Consider the following 22,233-nt stretch of genomic DNA (forward strand, 5'->3'; position numbering starts at 1 on the left):
CCCGGCCGCAGGACGCTCAGCGCAACGGCTTCTTCAGGAGCGAGAAGCGATCGGGATCGAGTCCCATCGAGGGCTGCAGCATTGGCGCATCCAGCGTCGTGGTGCGCGCGGCGGGCCGCTCGCTGATTGCGGGGTCGTTGGGCACGTCGCGGTGCGAGGTGGCGCCGCGCCAGCGCTCCAGGACGGCCGAGACGAAGTGCATGTCGTGGCCGGCGGCAATCGACGGCACGGTCGCGATGGTCGCTTCGCTGCGCGGAAGCTGATGCGGCGGCACCTCCTTGAAGCGCAGCCGGGTCGGTAGCGCCACGCCTTCGCCGAACGCCAGCACTTCGCGCGTGCCGAGCGAGGGTACGAACGACAGCAGGTTGGCCGCGGCGTCGGAGACCGCCGAGCGCAACAGCGCCTGGTCGCGGTCGTTGGCGAGCCGCATCGTGAACAGCGTGTTGCACTGGGAGATGATGGTGGCATCCAGCTCCGCCGGCCGCTGCGTGACGAGGCCGAGATAGACGCCGTATTTGCGCCCCTCCTTGGCGATGCGCGAAACCGCCTTGCGGGTCGGGCCGAAGCCGATGTTGCGGTCGGCGGACGCGTAGCGGTGCGCCTCCTCGCAGACGAACAATAGCGGTGAGACTCCGTCGCTCCACAGCCCGAAGTCGAATGCCATCCGGCAGAGCACGCTCACGACGGAATCGATGACTTCGGCCGGGAAGCCGGCGAGCTGCATCACGGTCATCGGCTTGCCGTTGGCGGGCAGGCGGAAGAGGTGGCTGATGACCTCCGCCATGGTGTCGCCGCCGACATTGGCGTTGTCGAACATGAAGGCGTAGCGCGGATCGTTGCGCACGGTCTCGATGCGAGAGATCAGCTTGTGATAGATGATGCGCGAGGAGCGGTTCTCGAGCTTGCCCATGCGCTCGTCGATCAGCGAGATCAGGTCGACCAGACGATACGGCACCGGCGTATCGACGGTGTAGCCGATCTGCTTGGGATCGATGCGCTTCAGGCCGATGCGGTCAGCGTTCTGATATTGGGTGTAGATGCCCTTCGCCATCGGGATGACTTCGGCGAGGATGTCGAGTTCTTCCGGGACGCCGGGGCGTCCGCCGAACAGCACGTCGACGATCTCTTCGAAGTTGAACAGCCAGAACGGCAGTTTCAGGTTGCGCGGGTTCAGCACCTGGGCCCGCTCGCCGAAGCAGCGGCCGTATTCGTTGTGCACGTCGAGCAGGAAGATGCGCAGGTTCGGCCGCGACTTCAGGATCTCGTTCAGCAGCAGCGACACGCCGGTGGACTTGCCGACGCCGGTCGAACCGAGCACGGCGAAGTGCTTGGACAGCATTTCCTCGATATCGACATAGGCCGTGACCGAGCGGTCCTGCTGCAGGGTGCCGACATTGATCTGGTCCGAGCCGCTCGGCGCATAGATCGTGCGCAGCTCCTGGGCGTTGATCAGGTCGACGGTGTCGCCGATGGTCGGGTAGTTGGTGACGCCGCGCTGGAATTTGGCACGGTCGCCGCCGAGGATTTCGCCGAGCAGGTCGACGGAAGCGCTCGCGATATAATTGTCGGAAGTCGGCAAGTCCTCGCAACTCACCTCCGTGATCATGGCGACGATCACGGAAGACGCACTCCGGATGCTGACGAAGCGGCCGACGGTAGCGCGCACTTCCGAAAACGGCATCTGGCTGGTTGCCAGGAGTCCGACGCGGGCTTGTGAGCCGCGCACCGAAATCACACGTCCAAAGGATGTCACAGTTCCGGGCCCGGATGTTGGGAGATTGAGCTGGATTCTCACTATGGGAAGCGGGGCTGGACAAAGGGTTAAACCGACGCCTTTCCCAATTTGCTAAATCCGCATCATCCGAGTGAGGGGAGGCTTCATGACTGACGGTTGGTGAAGCCAGTTACGCGGGAAATCAGGGTTTTCCCGGCAGAACCTGGCCAATTCCCCGTCGGTTCCGATTTACGATCGATTTACCACTTCAGTAGAGCCCGATACCGGCGGCTGCGCCGTCAACCATTCGCCCGCGCCGGCCCGCATGAAGGGGATGATCACGCCGGAGGCCGCGGGTGTGGGTGCTGGCAAGATGGTCGAGACCTGCCTTCAGGAATGACTTGACGGCGTCCGTCGCACCGGATGCTTCGTCCGAGATCAGGTCGAAATGTGCAGACCATATGACCCTGCTGCTGTGGTCCGGCGCGTCCGCGATGCGGAACTCGCCGACATAGTTGCGGATCGGCATCGCGGTTGCCTCCATCCTGTAGCGATAGAAGCGCTCATTCGGAGCGAATTCGATCAGCCGTTCGGTCTGTCGCTTGCCGTCGCGCGTCTCCGCGACCCGCGCGCAGCCTTCGCGGTCTCCCTCGCTTTCCACCCTTGCCAGCATCGGGTGCCATCGGCCCACCGAGCCGAAAGAACCGATTTCTCGCCAGAGGTCTGTGGATTTCTCGCCGATCGGCACGGATACGATGATTTGCGGCATGCGTCAGTTCCCCATCATTCTGCTCGCCTCGTGGCGCAAACCATTTCGCGGCGCAGCGGTTCCGGGGATGCCCGAAAAAAGGCCGGGAAAACCGGCGCCTCATCCGACGCGCGATTGCGCCTTGCGCATGACGCGCGTCGCACCACTTGATCGGGGCAAGGCGGAGGGGACTGATGGCGACACGCATCGATTTCACCAGCGAAGAATTCTTCCGCGATCCGGCGACCGCTGTTGCGGCGCTGCGAGCCCGTGCGCCCGTGGTTGCCACGCGATTTCCGATCGTGGGCAAAGTCTGGGTCACCACGACCTATGAGACCACCGCAGAGATGCTGAAGGATTCCTCCACCTTCGCATTGCGCAGGGAGGACGGGGCGCTTGCAGGGCTTCAGTGGTGGATGCCGAAATCCATCGCAACGATCGCCAACAGCATGTTGACGAAGGACGAACCGGATCACAGCCGGTTGCGCGGCATTGTCGACGAGGCATTCCGCCGTCGTGCCGTGCTCGAAATGGAGCCGCACATCCGCGCGATCGCAGACGGCCTTGCGGGCGAACTGTTCGCATCAGGCAGCCCGGCCGATCTGGTACAGCGCTATGCGCGCATATTGCCGCTCTCCGTCATCTGCGAGCTGCTCGGTCTGCCAGCGGCCGACCGGCCGAAATTCATTGGCTGGGCGAATGCGATGGGGCAGATCGCGAGCGCCTTCGGCTTCCTGCGCATGCTGTTCCTCCTGGGGAAGATGCGGCGCTACCTGGAGGAGCGCTTGCAGGCCGCGCGCAAGGAAGGCGGCGAGGGGCTCATTGCCGAACTGGTGCAGGTCGAGAGGGAAGGCGGCCGCATCACGCCGGACGAGATGGTGTCGATGGTGATGCTGTTGCTCGGCGCCGGTTCCGAAACCACGACGCATCTGATCAGCGGGTCCGTCTTCGAGCTGTTGAAGACCCCCGAGCTGCGTGACTGGCTCGAGGCGGACTGGAACCGCGCGAGCCTGGCGGTCGAGGAATTCCTGCGCTTCGTCTCGCCGGTGCAGTTCTCAAAACCACGCTATGTGCGGCACGATGTCGAGCTCGGCGGCATCACCCTGAAGAGGAACGATCGCGTGATGGCCATGATCGTGGCGGCCAATTTCGATCCCGCATCGCACCCGCAACCCGAGCGAATGGACCTCGAGCGGCGGCCGAACCGCCATATTTCCTTCGGCACGGGCATCCATTTCTGCCTTGGTCACCAGCTCGCGCGGATCGAGGCGATCTGCGCGCTCAAGGCGCTGTTCACCCGCTGGCCCAGGCTTCAGCTTGCGGTTCAGCCGTCCGAGATCCGTTGGCGGCGTCGGCCAGGCATACGGATGATTGAGAAGCTGCCAGTGGTGCCGAATGCATGAGCGGCACGGCATATGCTAGCGTGTGCGATCGGCCGCCGGGGGGTCGACGTCGCGAGGAGGCGGTTGTTGGCAGACATCTGGGCAAGAAAATCGACAGCCGAACTGCTGCAGGAGGCGGCAGGGGTGGAAGGCGATGCGCGAACATCGCCGCTGCGGCGCTCGCTGTCGGCACTCAATCTCGTCGCGCTCGGCATCGGCGGCATCATCGGCGCCGGCATCTTCGTCCTGACCGGACACGCCGCTGCGGCGAATGCAGGACCTGCGGTCACGCTTTCCTTCGTGCTCGGCGCGATCGCCTGCGCCTTCGCGGGCCTCTGCTATGCGGAAATGTCGTCGACCGTGCCGGTCTGCGGCAGCGCCTATACCTTTGCCTATGCGACGCTGGGCGAGTTCGTGGCCTGGATCATCGGCTGGGACCTGATCCTGGAATATGCCGTCGGCGCCGTTGCGGTCTCGATCGGATGGTCGGGCTACGCCGTCAGCTTCGCCAGAGATTTTGGCCTGACGATACCGCCGGAGCTGGCGTCCGCGCCGCTGAGCTATGACGCGACCACGCATGCCTGGTCGTCGACGGGTGCGATCTTCAACGTGCCGGCGATGCTCATCATCGTCTTCATCACCGCCCTGCTGGTTGCAGGGATCAGGGAATCGGCGCGGTTCAACAATGTCATCGTTGCGGTGAAGCTGATCGTGATCCTGCTCTTCATTGCCTGCACGATTTCCTCGTTCACGACCGCGAACTGGGTCACCGCGAGCAATCCCGAAGGGGCCTTCATTCCGCCGAATGCGGGCGTCGGCGTCTACGGCTGGTCCGGCGTGTTCCGGGGCGCGGCCGTGGTGTTCTTCGCCTACATCGGTTTCGACGCAATCTCGACTGCCGCGCAGGAGGCGAAGTCGCCGGAGCGCGACATGCCGATCGGCATTCTCGGTTCGCTCGTGATCTGCGCGACACTCTATGTCGCCGTCGGCTTCGTGCTGACGGGCATCGTGCCGTTCGACCGGCTGAACGTTCCCGACCCGATCGCGGTCGGGATCGATGCGGCCGGCGTCGGGTGGCTGTCGCCGATCATCAAGCTCGGCATCCTGTTCGGCTTGACCTCGGTGATGCTGGTGATGCTGCTGGCGCAGCCCCGGATCTTCCGCGCCATGGCGTATGACGGCTTGCTGCCGCCGGCGATCGCAAGCATCCATCCGCGTTTCCGGACGCCTCATGTCGCCACCATCGGTTCCGGCATCGTCGTTGCGCTCCTCGCTGGATTGCTGCCGATCGGGCTGGTCGGCGAGCTCGTCAGCATCGGCACGCTGTTCGCGTTTGCGGTGGTCTCGATCGGCACGATGGTGCTGCGCATCGTCGATCCGGATCTGCCACGTCCGTTCCGGGCGCCGGCGATCTGGCTGGTGGGGCCGGCCGCAGCCGCAACATCGCTCGTCCTGATGCTCAGCCTGCCGGCCGATACCTGGATCCGGCTCGCGGTGTGGCTCCTGATCGGCCTTGCGATCTATGCCGCCTATGGCCGGACGCACAGCCGTCTGCGCGCGAGCGATCAGCGCTGACGCGGCGGAACGATTCGGGCGGGCGATTTTGTGGATGTGAAGGCGGGTGCTTAGCGTTCGGTGATAGCTTGGGATCGATCAACGAGAGCGGCAAGGGAAAGCGACAATGAGCGAGCAAACGACAACCAACCGCGAACAACGACGATCTCGCCGGCACTTTCTGCAAGCAGGCGCGGCGGTCGCGGGCGGCGCTGCGCTCGGCGCGACACCAGCCGCGCTGGCGGATGCGGCGACAGCGGACACCAGCAACCTTCCGCCCAACATTCCCGAATGGATGAAGGCGCCGGGCGCGCCGATGGGCGATCAGCCTTATGGCACACCGTCGATGTATGAGAAGGGCGTCGTCAAGAACGTATCGAAGACCCTGCAGCAATATCTGTCGGCCTCCGGCCGCACGCCGCTGCAGGAGCTCGACGGCATCATCACGCCGAACGGGCTGTTCTACGAACGCCATCACGGCGGCGTACCGACGATCGATCCGGCGCAGCATAGGTTGATGGTGCACGGCCTGGTCGATCGTGCGCTGATCTTCACGATGGACGACATCCGCCGCTTTCCGTCGCAATCGCGGATCCATTTCATCGAGTGCTCCGGCAATCCCGTCTACACCAAGCCCTATGGCAAGACGGCGTCCGATCTCGTCGGCCTCGTGAGCTGCGCCGAGTGGACCGGCGTGATGCTGAAGGACGTCTTGACCGAGGCCGGCCTGCAGGAGGAAGCGAAGTGGCTGGTGGCCGAGGGCGCGGATGCGGCGGCATTGACGCGCTCGATCCCGATCGAGAAATGCCTCGACGACGCCATGCTGGTCTACAGCCAGAACGGCGAGCGGCTGCGTCCCCAGCAGGGCTATCCGCTGCGCCTCTTGCTGCCGGGCTTCGAAGGCAACATGAACATCAAATGGTTGCGGCGGCTGAAGGCGGTGGCCGAGCCCGTCTATTCGCGCGAGGAGACCTCGAAATATACCGACCTGATGCCCGACGGCACGGCGCGCGAGTTCACCTTTTACATGGAGGCGAAGTCGATCATCCTGCGTCCCTCGGGCGGACAGAAACTGAACGGCACCGGCTTCCACGAGATATCCGGCATCGCCTGGAGCGGACACGGTAAGATCAGGCGCGTCGAGGTCTCCGTCGATGACGGCAAGAGCTGGCAGATCGCCGAGCTTCAGGAGCCGGTCCTGACCCGCGCGCTCACCCGCTTCCGCCTGCCATGGCAGTGGGACGGCACTCCCGCCGTGATCCAGAGCCGCGCGATCGACGAGACCGACTATGTGCAGCCGACGCTCGCCGAACTGCTCGCGGTTCGCGGCGTCAATCATTACTACCACAACAATGCGATCTGGCCCTGGCGCATCGCCGCGAACGGGGAGGTGAGCAATGCGCTGGCATAGATCGCATGTCGCGCTGCTCGCGGCGGTGATCGCCGGGCTCGGCGTTGCCGCGCAGGCCGAAGAGCGCTTTCATATCGGGCGTGCGGCGACTCCGGCGGAGATCAAGGGTTGGGACATCGACATCGGTCATGACGGAGCGAACCTGCCGCCGGGTAGCGGCGGCGTCGAGCGCGGCCGCGTGGTGTTCAGCGAGCAATGCGCCGCCTGCCACGGCGCCGACGGGCAGGGCGGTGTCAGCGATCGCCTGGTCGGCGGGCAGGGTACGCTTGCGAGCGCCAAGCCGGTGCGCACCGTCGGCAGCTACTGGCCCTATGCGCCGACGCTGTTCGACTATATCCGTCGCGCCATGCCGCAGAACGCGCCGCAGTCGCTCAGCGATGAGGATGTCTACGCGGTCTCCGCCTATGTCCTCCATCTCAACGGCCTCGTTGCGGCGGACGCCGTGCTCGATGCCAAGACGCTCGCCGCGATCAAGATGCCCAACCGCGACCGGTTTGTGTCCGACCCGCGGCCCGACGTGCCGTAGCGTTGCCGGACTACGGCAGCCGAACGGCACGGAAACCGGCCGCCGTGCGCATGGCTGCGGCACTGAACAGTTGCCGTATCGCCGCGCCGAAGCCCACGGCCGATGCCGGGCCGAGCGACGCTTCCGCGGGCGTCGTGGTCGAGAGCGCATGTCGGGCCGCATCCATTGCCGGCTTCTCGATCCAGCGATAGGTGAGCGCGGCGACGGGAACGACGAGGACGACGGAGAGAATGAGCGCGGCCACCAGCGCCTGCTCCGGCGTTCCCAGGACCACCAGCTTGTCGTCATTGTGCCAGGCTACCAGTTCGAGGTGGAGCTTGTGGCCGAGGAAGGACGCGGCGCTCCGCATGATCTGGAAGACGAAGGTGTGGATCATGTAGATCGAATAGGACCATAGCCCGAGCTTCTGCAGCGCAGGCGAGCGCAGCATCGCCGAGATCCTGCCCTGATCGAACGAGAACACGCAGATCACGATCGCAGCGAGCAGTGGAAACAGATATTGCGGTCCGCCGGATGGCGTAACCAGCACGAAGACTGCAACCAGCACCGCGCACGAGACCTCCAACGTGTTCGGCATATCAAGCCGACCGTTGGAATAGAGGCGCAGGTCATAGACCAGGCATCCCGCGAAGAAGGAGAACATCGCGCGCAGCATGCCCCAATCGCTGGAGACGAACAGCGTGCCCGGCGAGCGCTCATAGAGGTGTATTCCGGCGGCAAGGCAGAGGCCGAGGAAGATCTCGCGCCGCCGCCGTGGGAACAGCACGACGATGACTGCAAACAGGATCGAGACGTAGAATTCGACCGCCGCGCTCCATGCGGGGCCATTCCAGGTCAGGCCGCCATGCAGGTTGAAGGACTGCAGGAACAGGATGTTGGTGACGACTTCATAGAGCGTGTGCCCGGCGCCGAACGGAACCGAATCCAGCGCGAACGAACCGTCGGTGCGCATGAAGACGATCTTGCTCACTTCGATCATCACGAACAGCGCCAGCATCACGATGTGCAGCGGCCAGAGCCGCGCGAACCGCATCGCCACGAAGCGGACGCCATCGCCGGCATGGTTAAGGCGCTGGCCATAGGCGTGACAGAGCACGAAGCCGGACAGGGCAAAGAACATGTCGACGCAGAATTGCAGGTTCACGAACGGCTGGGTGCCCTTCAGCGCATGGTAAACGGGAATGTGGAAGAGCACGACGAGCAGCGCGCAGATACCGCGCATTGCATCAAGTGCCTCAAACCGACCCGTGCCCGAAGATGTCTGTCCCGCCATGATACGCCTCGTTCGCTGGCTGTGCGCTTGGCTTGTCCCTGAGCAAGGCGGGGACCAGAGGTGATGGCGGTGTGGCTGGTGCTTGTGCTTCTGCAAGGTTTGGTAAATCGGTGCGGGGGCCGTGCCTCGTGATACCCGCACAATCCAGGCTGTAGATTCCATGGGGCGGTGAGCGCGCCCTTTCCGGTAGGTTTGGGTTTCCACACTCGAACCATCGGAGAGTCTGATGCAAGCATTGACCAAGAACACGCCCACCGCCGGGCATTGTGGCACGATTTTCGTTGCGATCGAACTGAGTCAGAAGACGTGGCTGGTGACGCTGCACAGTCCGGATCGGGACCGGATATCGCGCCACAAGCTGGAAGGCGGCGATCACGCCGGGCTGCTGGCGCTGATCGAGCAGGTCAAGGCCCGGGCGACTGCGAAGCTTGGAGCGGCGCCGCGGGTGGTGAGCTGCTACGAGGCTGGCTATGACGGCTTCTGGCTGCACCGGCTGCTCGCGGCGGCTGGGATCACCAACTTCATCTTCGACCCGGCGAGCATCGCGGTGGAGCAACGGGCGCGGCGGGCGAAGACAGACCGGATCGATGGCGAGCTTCTGCTGCGCACCTTGATGGCTCATTTGCGAGGCGAGCCGCGGGTGGTGCGGATCGTCCGGGTGCCGAGCGTGGCCGAGGAGGACGCCCGGCGCGCCAGCCGCGAACGCGAACGACTGGTGAAGGAGCAGACGGGGCACACCAACCGGATCAAGGCGCTGCTGCGCCTGTTGGGCATGGCGGCCGGCACCTTGCGACGACGGACCTGGCTCGCCTGGCTGGAGCAGCAGCGGGACTGGCAAGGGCAGCCGCTGCCGCCGCAGCTTCTGGCCGAAGTGAAGCGCGAGCATGCCCGGCTGATGCTGGTGCGCGACCAGCTCAAGGCGCTGGAGCAGGCCCAAGTCGCTACAGAAGTCGCGGCAGAAGTCGCGGCGGAAGCCGCCGCGGCGCCGGCGCCGATGGCGAAGCGACGGGATCAGTTGCAGCAGCTCAAGGCGCTCGGCCCGGCGTTTGCCGCGACGCTGGTGAACGAGGTGTTCTACAAGGACTTCCGCAACCGGCGCGAGGTCGCCAGCTATTGCGGATTGGCGCCCAGTCCCTGGCAAAGCGGCAGCATCGATCGCGAGCAGGGGATCAGCAAGGCCGGCAACCGGCGCGCCCGCCACAAGACGATCGAACTGGCCTGGCTCTGGCTGCGCCATCAGCCGGACAGCGCGCTCAGCCGCTGGTTCCGCACCCGCACCGAAAACGCCGGCAAGCGCGCCAAGCGCATCGCCATCGTCGCGCTGGCGCGCAAGCTGATCGTGGCGCTGTGGCGCTATCTCACCACCGGCCTTGTTCCGGAGCAGGCCGTGATGAAGGCCTAGCACCGGACCACGCCACCAGGGCGAGGCGGCTCCGCGCCGCGCGCCCCGTACAGGATGGATGATGACCGTGCCACCCAGGGGCCCAACCAGGCCGCTTTGTAGATGGGTCTCATCCTCTTGGCTTCCTCGCCGCAAGCATGCGGAATGTGGGTACGGATCAGCCGATCCGACCGGATATGAGGTGATGCAGTGAGCTGCAGAAATCTTCGGAAGCCAATCCTCGCCCGGGGCCCGGTCGTCGCGCTGCGCTACGCATGGCTCCGCGCGCCGCCCTCTCACTGCAAAAACCCAACCCGCACCGGTTCAAGAGCCTTGACTCACAAAGCCCCATATGAGGGTGGGCAAAGGCGCACTTGCGCCGTGCCCACCATCCAGCACCACGCTCGCGAGGGTGGGCACGCTTCGCTTTGCCCACCCTACAACGTCGTCGTGAGTTCCGATTCAAATTTCAAACAGCTACCCGCTGTCATCGTCCGCGAAGGCGGACGATCTAGTATTCCAGAGGCGGCAGTGCTTACGTTCAGATGCCGCGGGATACTGGATGCCCGCCTTCGCGGGCATGACGGTGGAGTATAGTGAGAGGACGTGAGTCTGCATTCTCGCGGCATGTGCTGCCCGAGGTTTGCGTCATCTCCACCCTCCTCGATAGCAGAGGGCGCAGGGAAAGCCGGGTGCCGGTTGCACCCGTGGGCCCCGTGCAACAAAAAGCACGGGGGTAGGACCACAGGTCAACCGAAGCAACTCCGGCTTTCCCTGCGCAGTGGCTTTACGGTTTACTTCGTGCTCTTCCCGGTGACCGGGCTTTCTTGCCACCGTCACTTCGTTAGAAGCTTAGCGCCAGCGTCGGGGCGCCAGAACCACACGACTTCGCCGTCCGTGATACCTGCGCTCGTCAGTCGCACGCATCGCGTCCACCGCATCTCACCGCAACGTTCGTGACGATCGCGACCCGCCCCTCATTCGGGTGAGACGCGCGGAGTTAAATCACTGATTTGCCCGACGACGGAAGCGGAATGTTTTTTGCGGAAGGGCTGGACAGACTTTTGGTGATTTGCCCGACGGGCACTTTTTGCATAGCTCGCGCCACAACACACGCTGTCATTCCGGGGCGATGCGACAGCATCGAGCCCGGAATCCATTTCTCCGCTCGCGCCTGGGCCCGATGGATTCCGGGCTCGCGCTTCGCGCGCCCCGGAATGACAGCGGAGGTTGAGGCGCGCTGAACGGCGGATTGCGCTATTCGCCTGCGCTCGCTGATTTAATGGAGCGTGGGACGCTAATCCCCCTACGATTTCTTCGCCAGCTTCCACTTGCCGTCCGCTGTGCGCTTGAGTGCGGGGTCATCGAGGCGGATGTGCTTTGACAGAAAATCGATGAAGGCGCGCACGCGGGCGGGAAGGGGACCGGGGTGGCCGACATAGACCGCGTGAATATCTTCACGGTCGCCGGGATTGAGCGCTTGAAGCACCGGCACCAATCGTCCGGCCTCAATGTCCGGACCGATATGGAATAAAGCGAGCCGTGCCAATCCGGCGCCGCCCAAAGCGAGCCGGCGGACGGCTTCGCCGTCGCTGGCGCGGACGATCGGCGGCGGCAGCACCTCTTCAATCCGCTCGCCCTTGCGGAACGGCCAGCCGCGGATCGTGCGTGGAAAGGTCCAGCCGATGCCGCGGTGATCGGCGAGTTCGGCCGGTGTCTTCGGCATGCCATGGCGCGCGAGGTAATCCGGCGAGGCCACGACGACCATGCGGCTGGTTGCGAGCTTGCGCGCGATCAGCCGCGACACCTGCAGCGGCCCGACCCGGATCGCAACGTCCGCGCGCTCCTGCATCAGGTCGATCACCGTGTCGGTGAGCACGATATCGAGCGTGATCCCGGGATGCTCGGCGAGGAAGCGCGGCGCCAAAGGAAGGACATGCAACGTGCCGAACGGGATGTTGCTGTTGACGGTGAGATGGCCTCGCGGCGTCGCGCCGGCGGCTGCTTCGTGTTCGGCTTCCTGGATCTCGGCGAGGATCCGGGTTGCCCGCTGATAGAAGGCTTCGCCCTCCGGCGTGAGCTGCAGCTTGCGGGTGGAGCGGTTGATCAGCCTGGCGCCGAGGCGGGCCTCCATCCGCGACACCAGCTTGCTGACGCCCGAGGGCGTGAGCCGCAGGCTCCGCGCCGCGGCGGTAAAGCCCGCGCGATCGACGACGCGGACGAACACTTCCATTTCGCCGGAGCGGTTGGTGTCTGATCGAACCATGTTGAATTGGTGTCACAAATGATTGGACTTGTCGCCCTCTAATTCTCGTAAAGCCACGACGCTATTTGCGCACATGCCGTCCTTCCAGTCCGGAGCCATGTCCTTGCCCATCGCTGTCCTTGCGCTCACCGCCGGTGCCTTCGGTATCGGCACCACTGAATTCGTCATCATGGGCCTTCTGCTGCAGGTCGCGGCCGACATGCAGGTGTCGGTATCGGCGGCAGGCCTGCTCATCTCCGGCTATGCGTTTGGCGTGTTCGTCGGCGCGCCGATCCTGACGCTGGCGACGCGGCGGATGCCGCGCAAGGCCGTGCTGCTGGGGCTGATGGCCATCTTCACGCTTGGCAATGCCGCCTGCGCGCTGGCGCCGAGCTATGGGCTGCTGATGGCCGCGCGGGTCCTGACCTCGCTGGCACATGGCACGTTCTTCGGCGTCGGCTCGGTGGTCGCGACAAGCCTCGTCGCCGAGGACAAGCGCGCGTCCGCGATCGCGACGATGTTCGTCGGCCTCACGGTTGCAACCATTCTCGGCGTGCCGTTCGGCGCCTGGATCGGGCTGTCGCTCGGATGGCGCGCGGCGTTCTGGGCGGTCACCGCGATCGGCATCGCCGCCCTTGCCGTCGTGGCGCTGTTCGTGCCTGATAACGTCGGGGAGGACGGCAACGCGGTGAAGATCCGCGACGAACTGGCGGTGCTGGCCCGTCCGCAGGTCCAGCTTTGCCTGGCCATGACGGTGCTCGGCTTTGCCGGGCTGTTCACGGTCTTCACCTATATCCAGCCGATCCTCACCCGCGTCACCGGATTTTCCGACGCGGCGGTGTCGCCGATCCTTCTGGTGTTCGGGCTCGGGCTCTCGATCGGCAATGTCGCCGGCGGACGGCTGGCCGATCGAGGCCTGCCGCGCGCGCTGATCGGAACGCTGGCGGCGCTCGCGGTCGTGCTGGTTGCAATGGCCGCTGTGCTTCCGCTGAAGGCCATGACCATTGTGCTGGTCGGCCTGCTAGGCATCGCGGCGTTCGCCACCGTGGCGCCGCTGCAGCTCCGGGTGCTCGAGACCGCGGGCGAAACCGGGCGAACGCTTGCGTCGAGCCTCAACATTGCCGCCTTCAATCTCGGCAATGCGTTCGGCGCCTGGGCCGGCGGCATCACCATCGATCATGGCCTCGGTCTCACCGCGCTGCCGCTGGTTGCGGCGGCGATCACCTCGGTCGGTCTTGCCCTGGCGCTGTGGAGCCTGCGCCTCGACCGGCCGCGGGCTCGGGCAGCGACATGTCCGGCGGAGTAGCGCGATGGCTGGAATAGCAAGATGTCTCCGGTCAGAACTTTCGGAGGACCTGGACGGGGAAGGTCGCGTTGTTGGTCTGGCCACTGCCGTCGGTCCAGAAGCAATCGACCTGATCGTCCTTGACCGTGTCGACCGTCATCAATGATCCACCCGAACGCAGGCGAACAAGATCGCCGGGGCGCAGTTGGGGCGTCGCAGGTCCGGTGGTCGAGATGCCCTGCGAAGCGGAGGCTGCAGATGCCTGAGTGAAGAACGGTGCGTTGAGTGACAGGATCAACCCGGCGCCGATCGCGAAGCGCTTCGCCATTGGGAGCATATCAGAGCCTCCGTGTCTTCAGAGACGATGAGGTGAGATCCTCAGCGCGTCACTAGATCTGCATCTGGTATTCCGCGCGCACTCCCTCCATGGCCGACTCGTTCCTTTGCAGGCGATACGCTCGGTCGCGCTTGGTGAGCGGCACGCTCGTCGCGGAATCGGACGCCGATCGATCGGTCCTCAGATAGCCGACGGCTGCGCGTTTCACTTTTTCAAAGGCGTGGTTCTCGATTTGCCGCACGCGCTCCGGCGAAATGTCCATCCGGTTGGCGAGCTCTGCGAGCGTGGGCGGATTGTCGGTGAGACGCCGTGCCTCGAAGACCTGCCGCTCACGCGGTGTCAGCACCTCCAGGGCAGCCGAGAGCGCGCTCGTCTGCTGGCTGGTTTCATCCCGCTCCGCCAGCATCACTTCGGCATCCGGGGAATCGTCGACCAGCATGGTCTCCCATTCCGCCGTTTGTCCATCGTCGTCCATCGGCTTGTTCAGGGAGAAGTCGCCGCGCAGCCGACCATCCATCTCGATCACATCGGCGGGGGTGACGCCCAAGTGCTCGGCGACCACATTGGCAATCTCCGGCGTGAGCGAGGTCTGATTGTTCGAGACCTTTCTGATTTCGCTCCTGAGGCGAAAGAACAGCTTCTTCTGCGCGGCAGTCGTTCCGATCTTGACCAGCGACCAGGAGCGCAGGATGTATTCGTGAATACTGGCCTTGATCCACCATAATGCATAAGTCGAAAAACGTGAGCCGCGGTTCGGCTCGAATCGTTGTGCGGCAACGACCAGGCCGACATTGGCTTCGGCGATGATATCAGGGAGGGGGAGGCCATATCCGCGGTAATGCCGCGCTACTTTTGCCGCAAGCCTGAGGTGACTCTTGACGAGAGCATGCAGCGCGGCCTGATCGCCGAATTCATGCCAACGGCGTGCAAACTGTTGTTCCTGTTCCGCGTCCAATAGGCAGTATTGTTCCATCGTAAAGGTTCCGTCAGTTATTGCGCTCGACGTATTTGCGTCGAGTGCCGATCGGGGCTCGAGCTGTGCCGAGGCACTACAATCATTAGGGGCAGGCGCTGCCGCGGTCTTTCGAGAGCGACGGTTTTTGCTGAAACGCACATTTCAGATCACGTCGGTCGGCCGCAGGGTGTCTGCGTCGGGCCAGACCGCGTCCGGAAGATTGACAACGAGTGGCGTTGGCGTGCTGCGCGCGACGACCCAGCGGAACGGCTGGTCGTTCGAGAGATTGCTTTCCATGTGCGGCAGGAAGGCCGGAACGTGGATGAAATCGCCAGCCTTTGCGTAGGCAACGAATTCTCCTCTCACACCCCAGCGGATCTCGCAGGCGCCGGAAAGGACGAATGCGATCGTTTCCTGCGCGCCATGATGATGGATACCGGTTCGTGCTCCGGGCTTGACCTCGAAAAGCCCGCCCCAGATGGCTGAGGAGATACCAAGCGCGGGATCGATCGCGGCACGACGTTCGGAACCCGGAGTTTGGCTTGTCCCGAGGTCGAAGCGATCGGGGCTGACGACGTGGACTGAGTTGCTCATGGCGATCACGCTCACGTTGCGAGTTGGCTGCCCGCTGAACGTAGGACCGGCGTGGTCGGCAGAGCCACTAAACAGGCGTTTAATCAGTTCACGTCCGATTGAGGGACGCTGCGGTCTCGCAAATCGGTGAGCTTGCTGAGCTCACAGGCAAGCGAGCTCACGCTGCTGCTATCTTGCAGTCGTAAAGAGTAACGTTCGATTGAGGAAGGCGCCGTGCGAATCCGAAAAGGCGCGTAACCCGAAATGATGGCTGAGCCGGGCGTCGCGATACGAACGACACCCGGCTCTGCCACGCTCCTTGGGCTCCTCTAGCACTTAAGTAGCTGGCTTGGGTTGAGCGGGCGGGCTCGTAGCGGACACCCGCCAAACCGTGTTTCCAACATCGTCGGCGATCAGCAGTGCACCCGCTCGATCGATCGCGAGGCCGACCGGCCTGCCGCGCGCACGGTCATCCGCATTGAGGAATCCCGTGACCACGTCCTGCGCAGCACCGGATGGCTTGCCATTGCTAAACGGCACGAACACTACCTTGTAGCCGTTGAGCGGGGTTCGATTCCAGCTTCCATGCTCGGCGACGAACGCGCCTCCATGGTATTGCGCTGGAAGGTTGTTGCCCGTGTACATGGCGAGGCCGAGCGGCGCCACATGCGAACTCAGGGCATAATCCGGCGCGATCGCCTTGGCGACGAGATCGGGGCGTTGCGGCTCGACGCGTGGGTCGAGATGCCGGCCGTAGTAGCTGTAAGGCCAGCCATAGAAGCCGCCGTCCTGCACCGAGGTCAGGTAGTCGGGCACGAGATCGGGGCCGATCTCATCCCGTTCGTTGGCGATGGCCCAGAGCTTGCCGGTCTCCGGCTCCCATTGCAGCCCGGTGGGATTGCGCACGCCGCTGGCGAAGATGCGATGGGCGCCGCTCGCGCGGTCGATCTCCCAGATCGCGGCTCTCTCATACTCGGCCTGGATGCCATTTTCGGTGATGTTGCTGTTCGAGCCCACACCGACATAGAGCTTTGTGCCATCGGGGCTCGCCAGCAACGTCTTGGTCCAGTGATGATCGATTGGTCCACCTGGAAGATCGGTCAGCTTGGTGCCTGTTGCGGTGATGCTGGTTTGTCCGTCCTGGTAGGGATAACGGACGATCGCATCCGTATTTGCGACGTAGAGATCATGGCCGACCAGCGCAACGCCAAATGGCGAGTTGAGGTGGTCAAGGAAGACGGTGCGCATGTCGGGAATGCCGTCGCCATCGGTGTCGCGCAGCAGCGTGATGCGATTTGCATCCTGCGCCTTGGCGCCGGCGAACCATTGCACCCAGCCAGTGATAAGATCCTTGGGCCGGAACACCGGGGCCTTCGGGCCATTGCTTTCGACCACCAGCACGTCGCCGTTCGGCAGCACGTAAAGCGATCGCGGATGCACGAACCCCGTGGCCAGTGCATGGATCTGCAATCCTTCCGCCACCTTCGGCGTTTCGCCGCCCCACGGCACCGGCCGCGCGATCCTGATCGGCGGCAACAGATATTGCTGCAGCTCCGGCAAGTACGGATGGGCGCCGATCTGCCTTGCAGGGCTACCGCCAACGTCGTCACAGGCCGCAAGACTCAAGGTAGCGGCGGCAACGACAGCCATCGTGGCAAGGCGCGGCAGCTTCGCCGCACGTCCAAGATCGTGCAAGCGGGTCATTGGGCTGCTCCCATGCCTTCGCTATAGGTCAAGTTCCAGCCTCCCGCCAACAGGAAGAGCAGGAGGATCGTGACGAGCCCCGAGAGCACGAGGCCGGTCGGCACGACGGCGGTATAACCGTCGCGGCTGTGAACGAGGACGTTCACGACCGAGAGCACGATCGCGACAACATAGGTGAGTGCACGAAACCAGGCCGGCCTCTGCCGGCCACTCAGGAGGTCGATCACGGCAGCGATGGCCGCAAGCGCCGCGATCACGAGGCCGGCGGCAATCAGCCAGACCGAAAATCTCTCCCACATCACGAGCGCGGTTCGCCAATAGGCGAGGTCGGTGAGGAAGGCGCCGATCAAGTAGGCGACCGAAAACGGCACCAGCATTTGATGAATGGCGTGGCGGCGGGAAACAATCACCGGTGCTGCTTCGGTTTCGACTGTGGAACTGCTGTAGGCCACCGCGATCTGCGTCATGCTTCGATCCTGACGATAATATGCGCGTGCGCGGCAACGCTTTGCCGACGCCTGCTTTGCGAGGCAACTTTCGATCTGTTCGATGTGTTGGAGCGCTTCGTGGCTTCCATAGGTGCAGATGGGAAAGTGCGCGGCGCTTTCAAAAGCACGCGTTCGAAACTGACGGTAAATCCTATGTGACCTTGCAGAGGTTGCGCTGCGCTCGGCCCGCGAAGCGTATCCGGTCGCCTCCCGCATTCGACGGACGTGCCAAGGTCAGGCAGGTGACGCCATCAGGTCGATCTGTCATATGGTTGACATAGGAAGGTACGATCTGAGGGCCGAGGGATGGCGCGACCTCCGGGACCGCTGCGCGAAATCGAAGGCCCTCGCAAGGAAGCAGCCGACGAGACGGCTCAGTTGTCAGTGATGGTACGTGTTGGCCAAATCGCTTCGTCCCGCGGGCAAGTCCGGCAGAGGACGCGCTTGCCCCGCCTCGGCGTCTGGCCGTTGGCGAAGATCGCGGCGGTACTTGTGATTTTGGTGGGGGTTACCGTCGCATCCGGAAACGAGCGGACGTCGCCGATCGGCCTCATGACGTTTGACATCCCGGCGCAGCCGCTGATCGACGCCCTGCAGGCGTACAGCCAGCAGGCCGGCGTTCAGGTGATGTTCGAGACGACCTCGGCCGCCGGTTTCCGTTCGCAGCCGGTCAGCGGCGAGTTCACGCCGCAGGCGGCGTTGCTGATGCTCTTGGCCGATACCGACCTGAGGATTCGCTACAGCCGATCCAACGCTGTGACACTCGCACCGGCGTCCACGCCGGACCCGGACGAGCCGCCCATCTATCCTCCGGTCTCCGCGGACATAACGCTTGGAACGCTGCGTGTTCGCGGCGCGAGCGATGCTTCCGATCGCAATCTGGGTGAGTATATCGGCCTTATGCAATCGGACATCCAGAAGGCACTGAAGAAGGGCGGGCGGAATAGGCGGGGCGAATATCGGGTCGCGGTCAAACTATGGGTGACGCCGTCCTCGCGAATCGTTGATAGGGCCGAGCTTGACGGATCGACAGGCGACGTTGATCGGGATAGTTCGATCACCGAGGCGTTGCGCGGCCTGGTGTTGAGCCAGCAGGCGCCGCCCAACATGCCGCTCCCGATCCGCTTCATGATCTCGATCCATGCGCTCTAGGCAACAAATACTATAAAGGGTTGCCGCGAGCTCCGGCGCCGCGTTACTCGGTGCTGCGGCGATCAAACGATTCTCGGGGCGTGCAGCCGTTGCCATGGATTCCGGCAATGGCCGCGGTACCTCAATATTCTCGCGCCTGTGGTTGGATTGTCGCGATCGCCGACCAGCTTGCGAGTGACTATGATCCGTCACGCGAGTGTCATCCTCGGTCGATAGGGAAAATACTGGGACTGACCATGGTCTGCGACAATGCAGGACGTGGGGGTGCGGGGCTGGTAAGTGTCTGATTCCAACAGTAAATCTCTGCGAGAGACAGTCGCAGCCGATTACGAGGGTTTGGCCAAACGTCTGACGCGTTGCCTTGGCTCCTCGGATTTCGCGCGCGAGGCACTGCACGAAGCGTTTCTGCGGGTCGATCGCGTGTCGGATGCGGTGCCTATCCATAGCCCGGTCGACTATCTCTTTCGCACCGCGCTGAACGTCGCCAAGGATCGGCGCAAAAGCGATCGGCACTTGCTGAACTCTGCGGAAATCGCTGACATCATGGACATCCCCGACGACCGTCCGGATCCGGCGATGGTGACGGAGGCGCGGATCGAACTGACGGAGTTTCAGAAGGCGCTCGCAGAATTGCCCGCCCGCCGGCGCGATGTATTTGTCGCAGCCCATCTTGATCATCTCCCCCATCGCGAGATCGCCGCTCGGTTTGGCATCAATGTGCGCACCGTCGATTTCGACCTGCAGCATGCCATGGAGCATCTCAGCCGCCGGCTCGGCCGCAACGTTCTCCGGCGCCTCGGGCCGCGTCCAAAGGCGAAATCCAGCGAGTAGCTTGCGTCTCGGCCGAGGATGTGTTTGTCAGGCCGTCTGGAATGATTTTCCCGACGCACACGCCCGGTGCTCGCACGGGGCGGGGAATCTTCAAGAAAAATTTTGGAAGATGCACTTTCTATAGCGACAAGCAGCTTGAAAGTGCGGATAGCTTGCATTTTCGATTCAGTCTTCCTTTGCGTCAATCGTCTATAGAGCAAGAGGGCGCGGCATCTTCGACTACGCCGGAGTCATTCGGCGGGAGAGACAACAAAGAGCGACTGGCCTTGACCGCAGGCGACGATATTCCTTCCGAGCTGGACCCGCTGCTGCGGCAGGCGCTTGCGTGGGTTATTCGCCTGCACTCGGGCTCGGCGACATCGGACGATGCTGCCGCTTTGGCACTTTGGCGGCAGCGCAGCGCTGAACACGAGGCTGCCTTCCGTGATGCCGTGCGGCTGTGGCGCAGTTTCGGCGAGGCGACACGCAAGCTCGCGAGCGAAGAGCTTGTGAATGTCGAACGCTGGAGGCCGCCTCTCGCGCGCGACAGACTCAGTCGCCGGGCGCTGATCGGGGGCGCGATGGCTGCCGCCGCATCCGTGGCCGCCGGATACGTGGTCGTTCGTCCGCCGATGGGGCTATGGCCGTCGTTCGAAGAACTGTCGGCGGACTATCGGACCGCCAAGGGCGAGCGGCGCAACATCGCCTTGTCTGACAACGTCTCGCTGACGCTCAACACCCAGACGAGCATCGCTGTACGATCCGAGCAGGGGGCGCCGCGCATCGAACTGATTTCGGGCGAGGCTGCCGTGCAGGCCGAGCGCGACGCGCCCGTACCACTTGTCATTGATGCCGCCGGAGGCCGTGTTACGACGCGTCGTGCCAGTTTCAACGTGCGATGTCTCGATCGTACCGTCTCGGTGTCGTGTATTGAAGGCGATGTCGAAGTCGAATGGAAAGGACAGCGCGTCGCGATTTCGGGGGAGCAGCAGATATCCTATTCGGCGGAGACAGGGCTGGGGCGCGCAGCGCAGGCGGATCTGGAGCAGGCGAACGCCTGGCAAAAGGGGCTTCTGATCGTCCGCGACTGGCCGGTCGGCCGGCTGGTCGAAGAGATCAACCGCTACCGGCCGGGCAGGATTGTCGTCATGGACGAGCAGCTTGGGCGCCGCATGATTTCGGGCACGTTCCATCTCGATCACCTGGACGACTTCATCGCTCAGGCCCACGGCCTGTTCGGCGCCACGGCGCGGTCCCTGCCGGGCGGCATCGTGTTGCTGAGCTAGCGTCTTGAACAGGCTCTGCTGGACGAACTGCAAGACAACGAGGACTCAATGATCAGGCCGCGACATGCGGAGGGCGTGCACCGGTGTCGCAGGTTGGCCACCGTCATCCAAGGCGTTGCGGTCGGTTTCGGATTGCTGTGGCTGACGACGTCGGCAGGCTGGCGCGCCGAGGCTCATGATATCGGCTGGGCGGTTGGGCAACTCGCGCCGCATCAGCAGTGGTCTGAGGCTTCGCCGCTGGCGCGCACGCAGGAGCCTGCGGTGCCTAGCCGCCAGAAGAGCGGCACCGGATTCTTTGTCGACGACAAGGGCCATATGTTGACCGCCCGTCACGCGGCGGAAGATTGCTCGCGGCTCATTGTCGCCAAGGAAGGCCGGGCCCTGGCGGCGCAGCTCGTGGCCTTGTCGCCCGGCACGGATCTCGCGCTGATCAAGGTGACGAAGACCCTGGGGCTGGCGGCGGTTTTCCCGAGCACGGTCGGCGTGAACACCAACGACATGGTATTTGCCTCCGCTTACGACAAGCTGGCGACAAACCGCGGTCTGCTTGCAAACGCGACCGTCGCTGGCGGCCCAGGCAGCCAGTCGGGTGCGCTGATGATTGATACGGATGTCACCTTCGGCGCCAGCGGCGCGCCCGTGCTGGACAGTCGTGGCCTGGTGCAGGGGATCATAAGCCGCAGGACCGGATCGAGCCGCGTGGTCGCGGTCGGGGCAGGGGACGCCAAGAGTTTCCTCGCCGCCAACGGCGTTCGTGTCGCGATCGACGATCGATCCCAGATCGTCGCCGCCACGTCGCGGGGCAGCCGGGCGGCCTCGATTTCGGCGCGGGTCACGTGTTTGCAGAATTGAGGCGAGACGCATGTGGCAGATGAGTTTGTCCAAGATAGCCGGTTGGGTGGCGGCGACGGCTATCGTCGCGATGTTTTCGCCGGCGCTGGTTTCCACATCGGCGCGGTCGCAAGAGTATCGCGAGGCAGGCAAGGCGCCGCCGCATTGGACCCAGTTCGCGAAGCTGGTCAGGTATCGCTTTGAAGACTGGATGGGAGCGGATGACGAGGTCGGAAATCGTTTCCGGGCCTATCTTCGCGAGCACCGGGGAAAAGAGGACGGGCCGCCGCAGATGCTCGAGGTGCGCGCGTGGCTGAATCCCGACGGCACGGTTGAAAAGGTGACGTTCCCCCCGCTCAACAATGCACAGGCCGACGCCGATCTGCGGAAGATCCTCACGCGGGGCAATGTCGGGGAGGCACCGCCACCGGAAATGCTGCAGCCCCTGCGCCTGCGCCTCTTGCTGAATCTGAAATAGCCGCGCGATCTGCAGGATCGCAGGCGCTCCGCGAATCGCGGGGCGTACGCAAAAATTTCTTAAGACTTCGATTCAGTCTCGTTCCGGCTCGATCGTCTGT

At 63.9% G+C, this 22,233-nt stretch carries 20 protein-coding genes; 11 read left to right on the plus strand and 9 right to left on the minus strand.

Annotation, left to right across the window (positions count from 1 at the left end):
- Positions 1-16 precede the first annotated feature (16 nt).
- Together ACVJGD_RS03900 and ACVJGD_RS03905 are read right to left on the minus strand one after the other, a co-directional pair.
- On the minus strand, positions 17-1,753 hold the full coding sequence (locus tag ACVJGD_RS03900) for an ATP-binding protein (RefSeq protein ID WP_456633124.1): 1,737 nt from the start codon (positions 1,751-1,753) through the stop codon (positions 17-19).
- 229 nt (positions 1,754-1,982) lie between these two features.
- The gene (locus ACVJGD_RS03905; RefSeq protein ID WP_456633125.1) at positions 1,983-2,483 is read right to left on the minus strand and encodes an SRPBCC family protein; all 501 of its coding nucleotides are present in this window, start codon (positions 2,481-2,483) and stop codon (positions 1,983-1,985) included.
- 173 nt (positions 2,484-2,656) lie between these two features.
- On the opposite strand from ACVJGD_RS03905, the gene ACVJGD_RS03910 reads away from it, so the two are divergent.
- From ACVJGD_RS03910 to ACVJGD_RS03925, 4 genes are all read left to right on the plus strand, one after another.
- Entirely contained in the window at positions 2,657-3,865 is a 1,209-nt protein-coding gene (locus ACVJGD_RS03910; RefSeq protein ID WP_456633126.1) for a cytochrome P450, read from the plus strand.
- 66 nt (positions 3,866-3,931) lie between these two features.
- A complete protein-coding gene (locus tag ACVJGD_RS03915) occupies positions 3,932-5,419 on the plus strand; it encodes an amino acid permease (RefSeq protein ID WP_456633127.1) in 1,488 nt (495 codons plus the stop codon).
- A gap of 106 nt (positions 5,420-5,525) precedes the next feature.
- Positions 5,526-6,809 carry a sulfite dehydrogenase gene (gene soxC / locus ACVJGD_RS03920; RefSeq protein WP_456633128.1) on the plus strand — a complete coding sequence of 428 codons (1,284 nt, stop codon included), beginning with the start codon at positions 5,526-5,528 and terminating at the stop codon, positions 6,807-6,809.
- The gene (locus ACVJGD_RS03925) at positions 6,796-7,335 is read left to right on the plus strand and encodes a c-type cytochrome (protein WP_456633129.1); all 540 of its coding nucleotides are present in this window, start codon (positions 6,796-6,798) and stop codon (positions 7,333-7,335) included. Before soxC ends, ACVJGD_RS03925 begins: the two co-directional genes overlap by 14 nt.
- Positions 7,336-7,345: 10 nt before the next feature.
- Here the strand turns inward: ACVJGD_RS03925 and ACVJGD_RS03930 are convergent, their stop codons facing one another.
- Positions 7,346-8,608, minus strand: coding sequence for an acyltransferase family protein (locus ACVJGD_RS03930; RefSeq protein ID WP_456633130.1), 1,263 nt, complete (start codon positions 8,606-8,608; stop codon positions 7,346-7,348).
- Between the two features lie 226 nt (positions 8,609-8,834).
- Between ACVJGD_RS03930 and ACVJGD_RS03935 the strand changes: the two genes are divergently transcribed.
- The gene (locus ACVJGD_RS03935; protein WP_456632918.1) at positions 8,835-10,010 is read left to right on the plus strand and encodes an IS110 family RNA-guided transposase; all 1,176 of its coding nucleotides are present in this window, start codon (positions 8,835-8,837) and stop codon (positions 10,008-10,010) included.
- A 1,285-nt stretch (positions 10,011-11,295) separates the two neighbouring features.
- Here ACVJGD_RS03935 and ACVJGD_RS03940 read toward each other — a convergent pair.
- Positions 11,296-12,255 (minus strand): LysR family transcriptional regulator, encoded by a 960-nt coding sequence (locus ACVJGD_RS03940; protein WP_456633131.1) that lies wholly within the window; start codon positions 12,253-12,255, stop codon positions 11,296-11,298.
- A 103-nt stretch (positions 12,256-12,358) separates the two neighbouring features.
- Here ACVJGD_RS03940 and ACVJGD_RS03945 point away from each other — a divergent pair, with 103 nt between their 5' ends.
- On the plus strand, positions 12,359-13,540 hold the full coding sequence (locus ACVJGD_RS03945) for an MFS transporter (RefSeq protein WP_456633132.1): 1,182 nt from the start codon (positions 12,359-12,361) through the stop codon (positions 13,538-13,540).
- Between the two features lie 31 nt (positions 13,541-13,571).
- Here the strand turns inward: ACVJGD_RS03945 and ACVJGD_RS03950 are convergent, their stop codons facing one another.
- From ACVJGD_RS03950 to ACVJGD_RS03970, 5 genes are all read right to left on the minus strand, one after another.
- On the minus strand, positions 13,572-13,847 hold the full coding sequence (locus ACVJGD_RS03950) for a DUF2158 domain-containing protein (protein WP_456633133.1): 276 nt from the start codon (positions 13,845-13,847) through the stop codon (positions 13,572-13,574).
- 61 nt (positions 13,848-13,908) lie between these two features.
- Positions 13,909-14,829: an RNA polymerase factor sigma-32 gene (locus ACVJGD_RS03955; protein ID WP_456633134.1), complete on the minus strand. Its 921-nt coding sequence runs from the start codon at positions 14,827-14,829 to the stop codon at positions 13,909-13,911.
- Between the two features lie 144 nt (positions 14,830-14,973).
- Complete coding sequence (locus ACVJGD_RS03960; RefSeq protein WP_456633135.1) at positions 14,974-15,405, minus strand: cupin domain-containing protein; 432 nt, start codon at positions 15,403-15,405, stop codon at positions 14,974-14,976.
- Positions 15,406-15,720: 315 nt separating this feature from the next.
- Positions 15,721-17,034 (minus strand): PQQ-dependent sugar dehydrogenase, encoded by a 1,314-nt coding sequence (locus ACVJGD_RS03965; RefSeq protein WP_456640157.1) that lies wholly within the window; start codon positions 17,032-17,034, stop codon positions 15,721-15,723.
- 50 nt (positions 17,035-17,084) lie between these two features.
- Positions 17,085-17,555 (minus strand): DUF2231 domain-containing protein, encoded by a 471-nt coding sequence (locus tag ACVJGD_RS03970; protein WP_456633136.1) that lies wholly within the window; start codon positions 17,553-17,555, stop codon positions 17,085-17,087.
- 573 nt (positions 17,556-18,128) lie between these two features.
- Here ACVJGD_RS03970 and ACVJGD_RS03975 point away from each other — a divergent pair.
- The 5 genes from ACVJGD_RS03975 to ACVJGD_RS03995 all read left to right on the plus strand — a co-directional run bounded on the left by ACVJGD_RS03975 (position 18,129) and on the right by ACVJGD_RS03995 (position 22,133).
- Positions 18,129-18,728 carry an STN domain-containing protein gene (locus ACVJGD_RS03975; RefSeq protein ID WP_456633137.1) on the plus strand — a complete coding sequence of 200 codons (600 nt, stop codon included), beginning with the start codon at positions 18,129-18,131 and terminating at the stop codon, positions 18,726-18,728.
- Between the two features lie 279 nt (positions 18,729-19,007).
- Positions 19,008-19,559 carry an RNA polymerase sigma factor gene (locus tag ACVJGD_RS03980; RefSeq protein WP_456633138.1) on the plus strand — a complete coding sequence of 184 codons (552 nt, stop codon included), beginning with the start codon at positions 19,008-19,010 and terminating at the stop codon, positions 19,557-19,559.
- A gap of 266 nt (positions 19,560-19,825) precedes the next feature.
- On the plus strand, positions 19,826-20,824 hold the full coding sequence (locus ACVJGD_RS03985; RefSeq protein ID WP_456633139.1) for a FecR family protein: 999 nt from the start codon (positions 19,826-19,828) through the stop codon (positions 20,822-20,824).
- A 93-nt stretch (positions 20,825-20,917) separates the two neighbouring features.
- Positions 20,918-21,676: a S1 family peptidase gene (locus ACVJGD_RS03990; protein ID WP_456633140.1), complete on the plus strand. Its 759-nt coding sequence runs from the start codon at positions 20,918-20,920 to the stop codon at positions 21,674-21,676.
- 10 nt (positions 21,677-21,686) lie between these two features.
- Complete coding sequence (locus ACVJGD_RS03995) at positions 21,687-22,133, plus strand: hypothetical protein (protein ID WP_456633141.1); 447 nt, start codon at positions 21,687-21,689, stop codon at positions 22,131-22,133.
- Positions 22,134-22,233: the final 100 nt, after the last annotated feature.

This window comes from Bradyrhizobium sp. USDA 10063 (assembly GCF_054063735.1).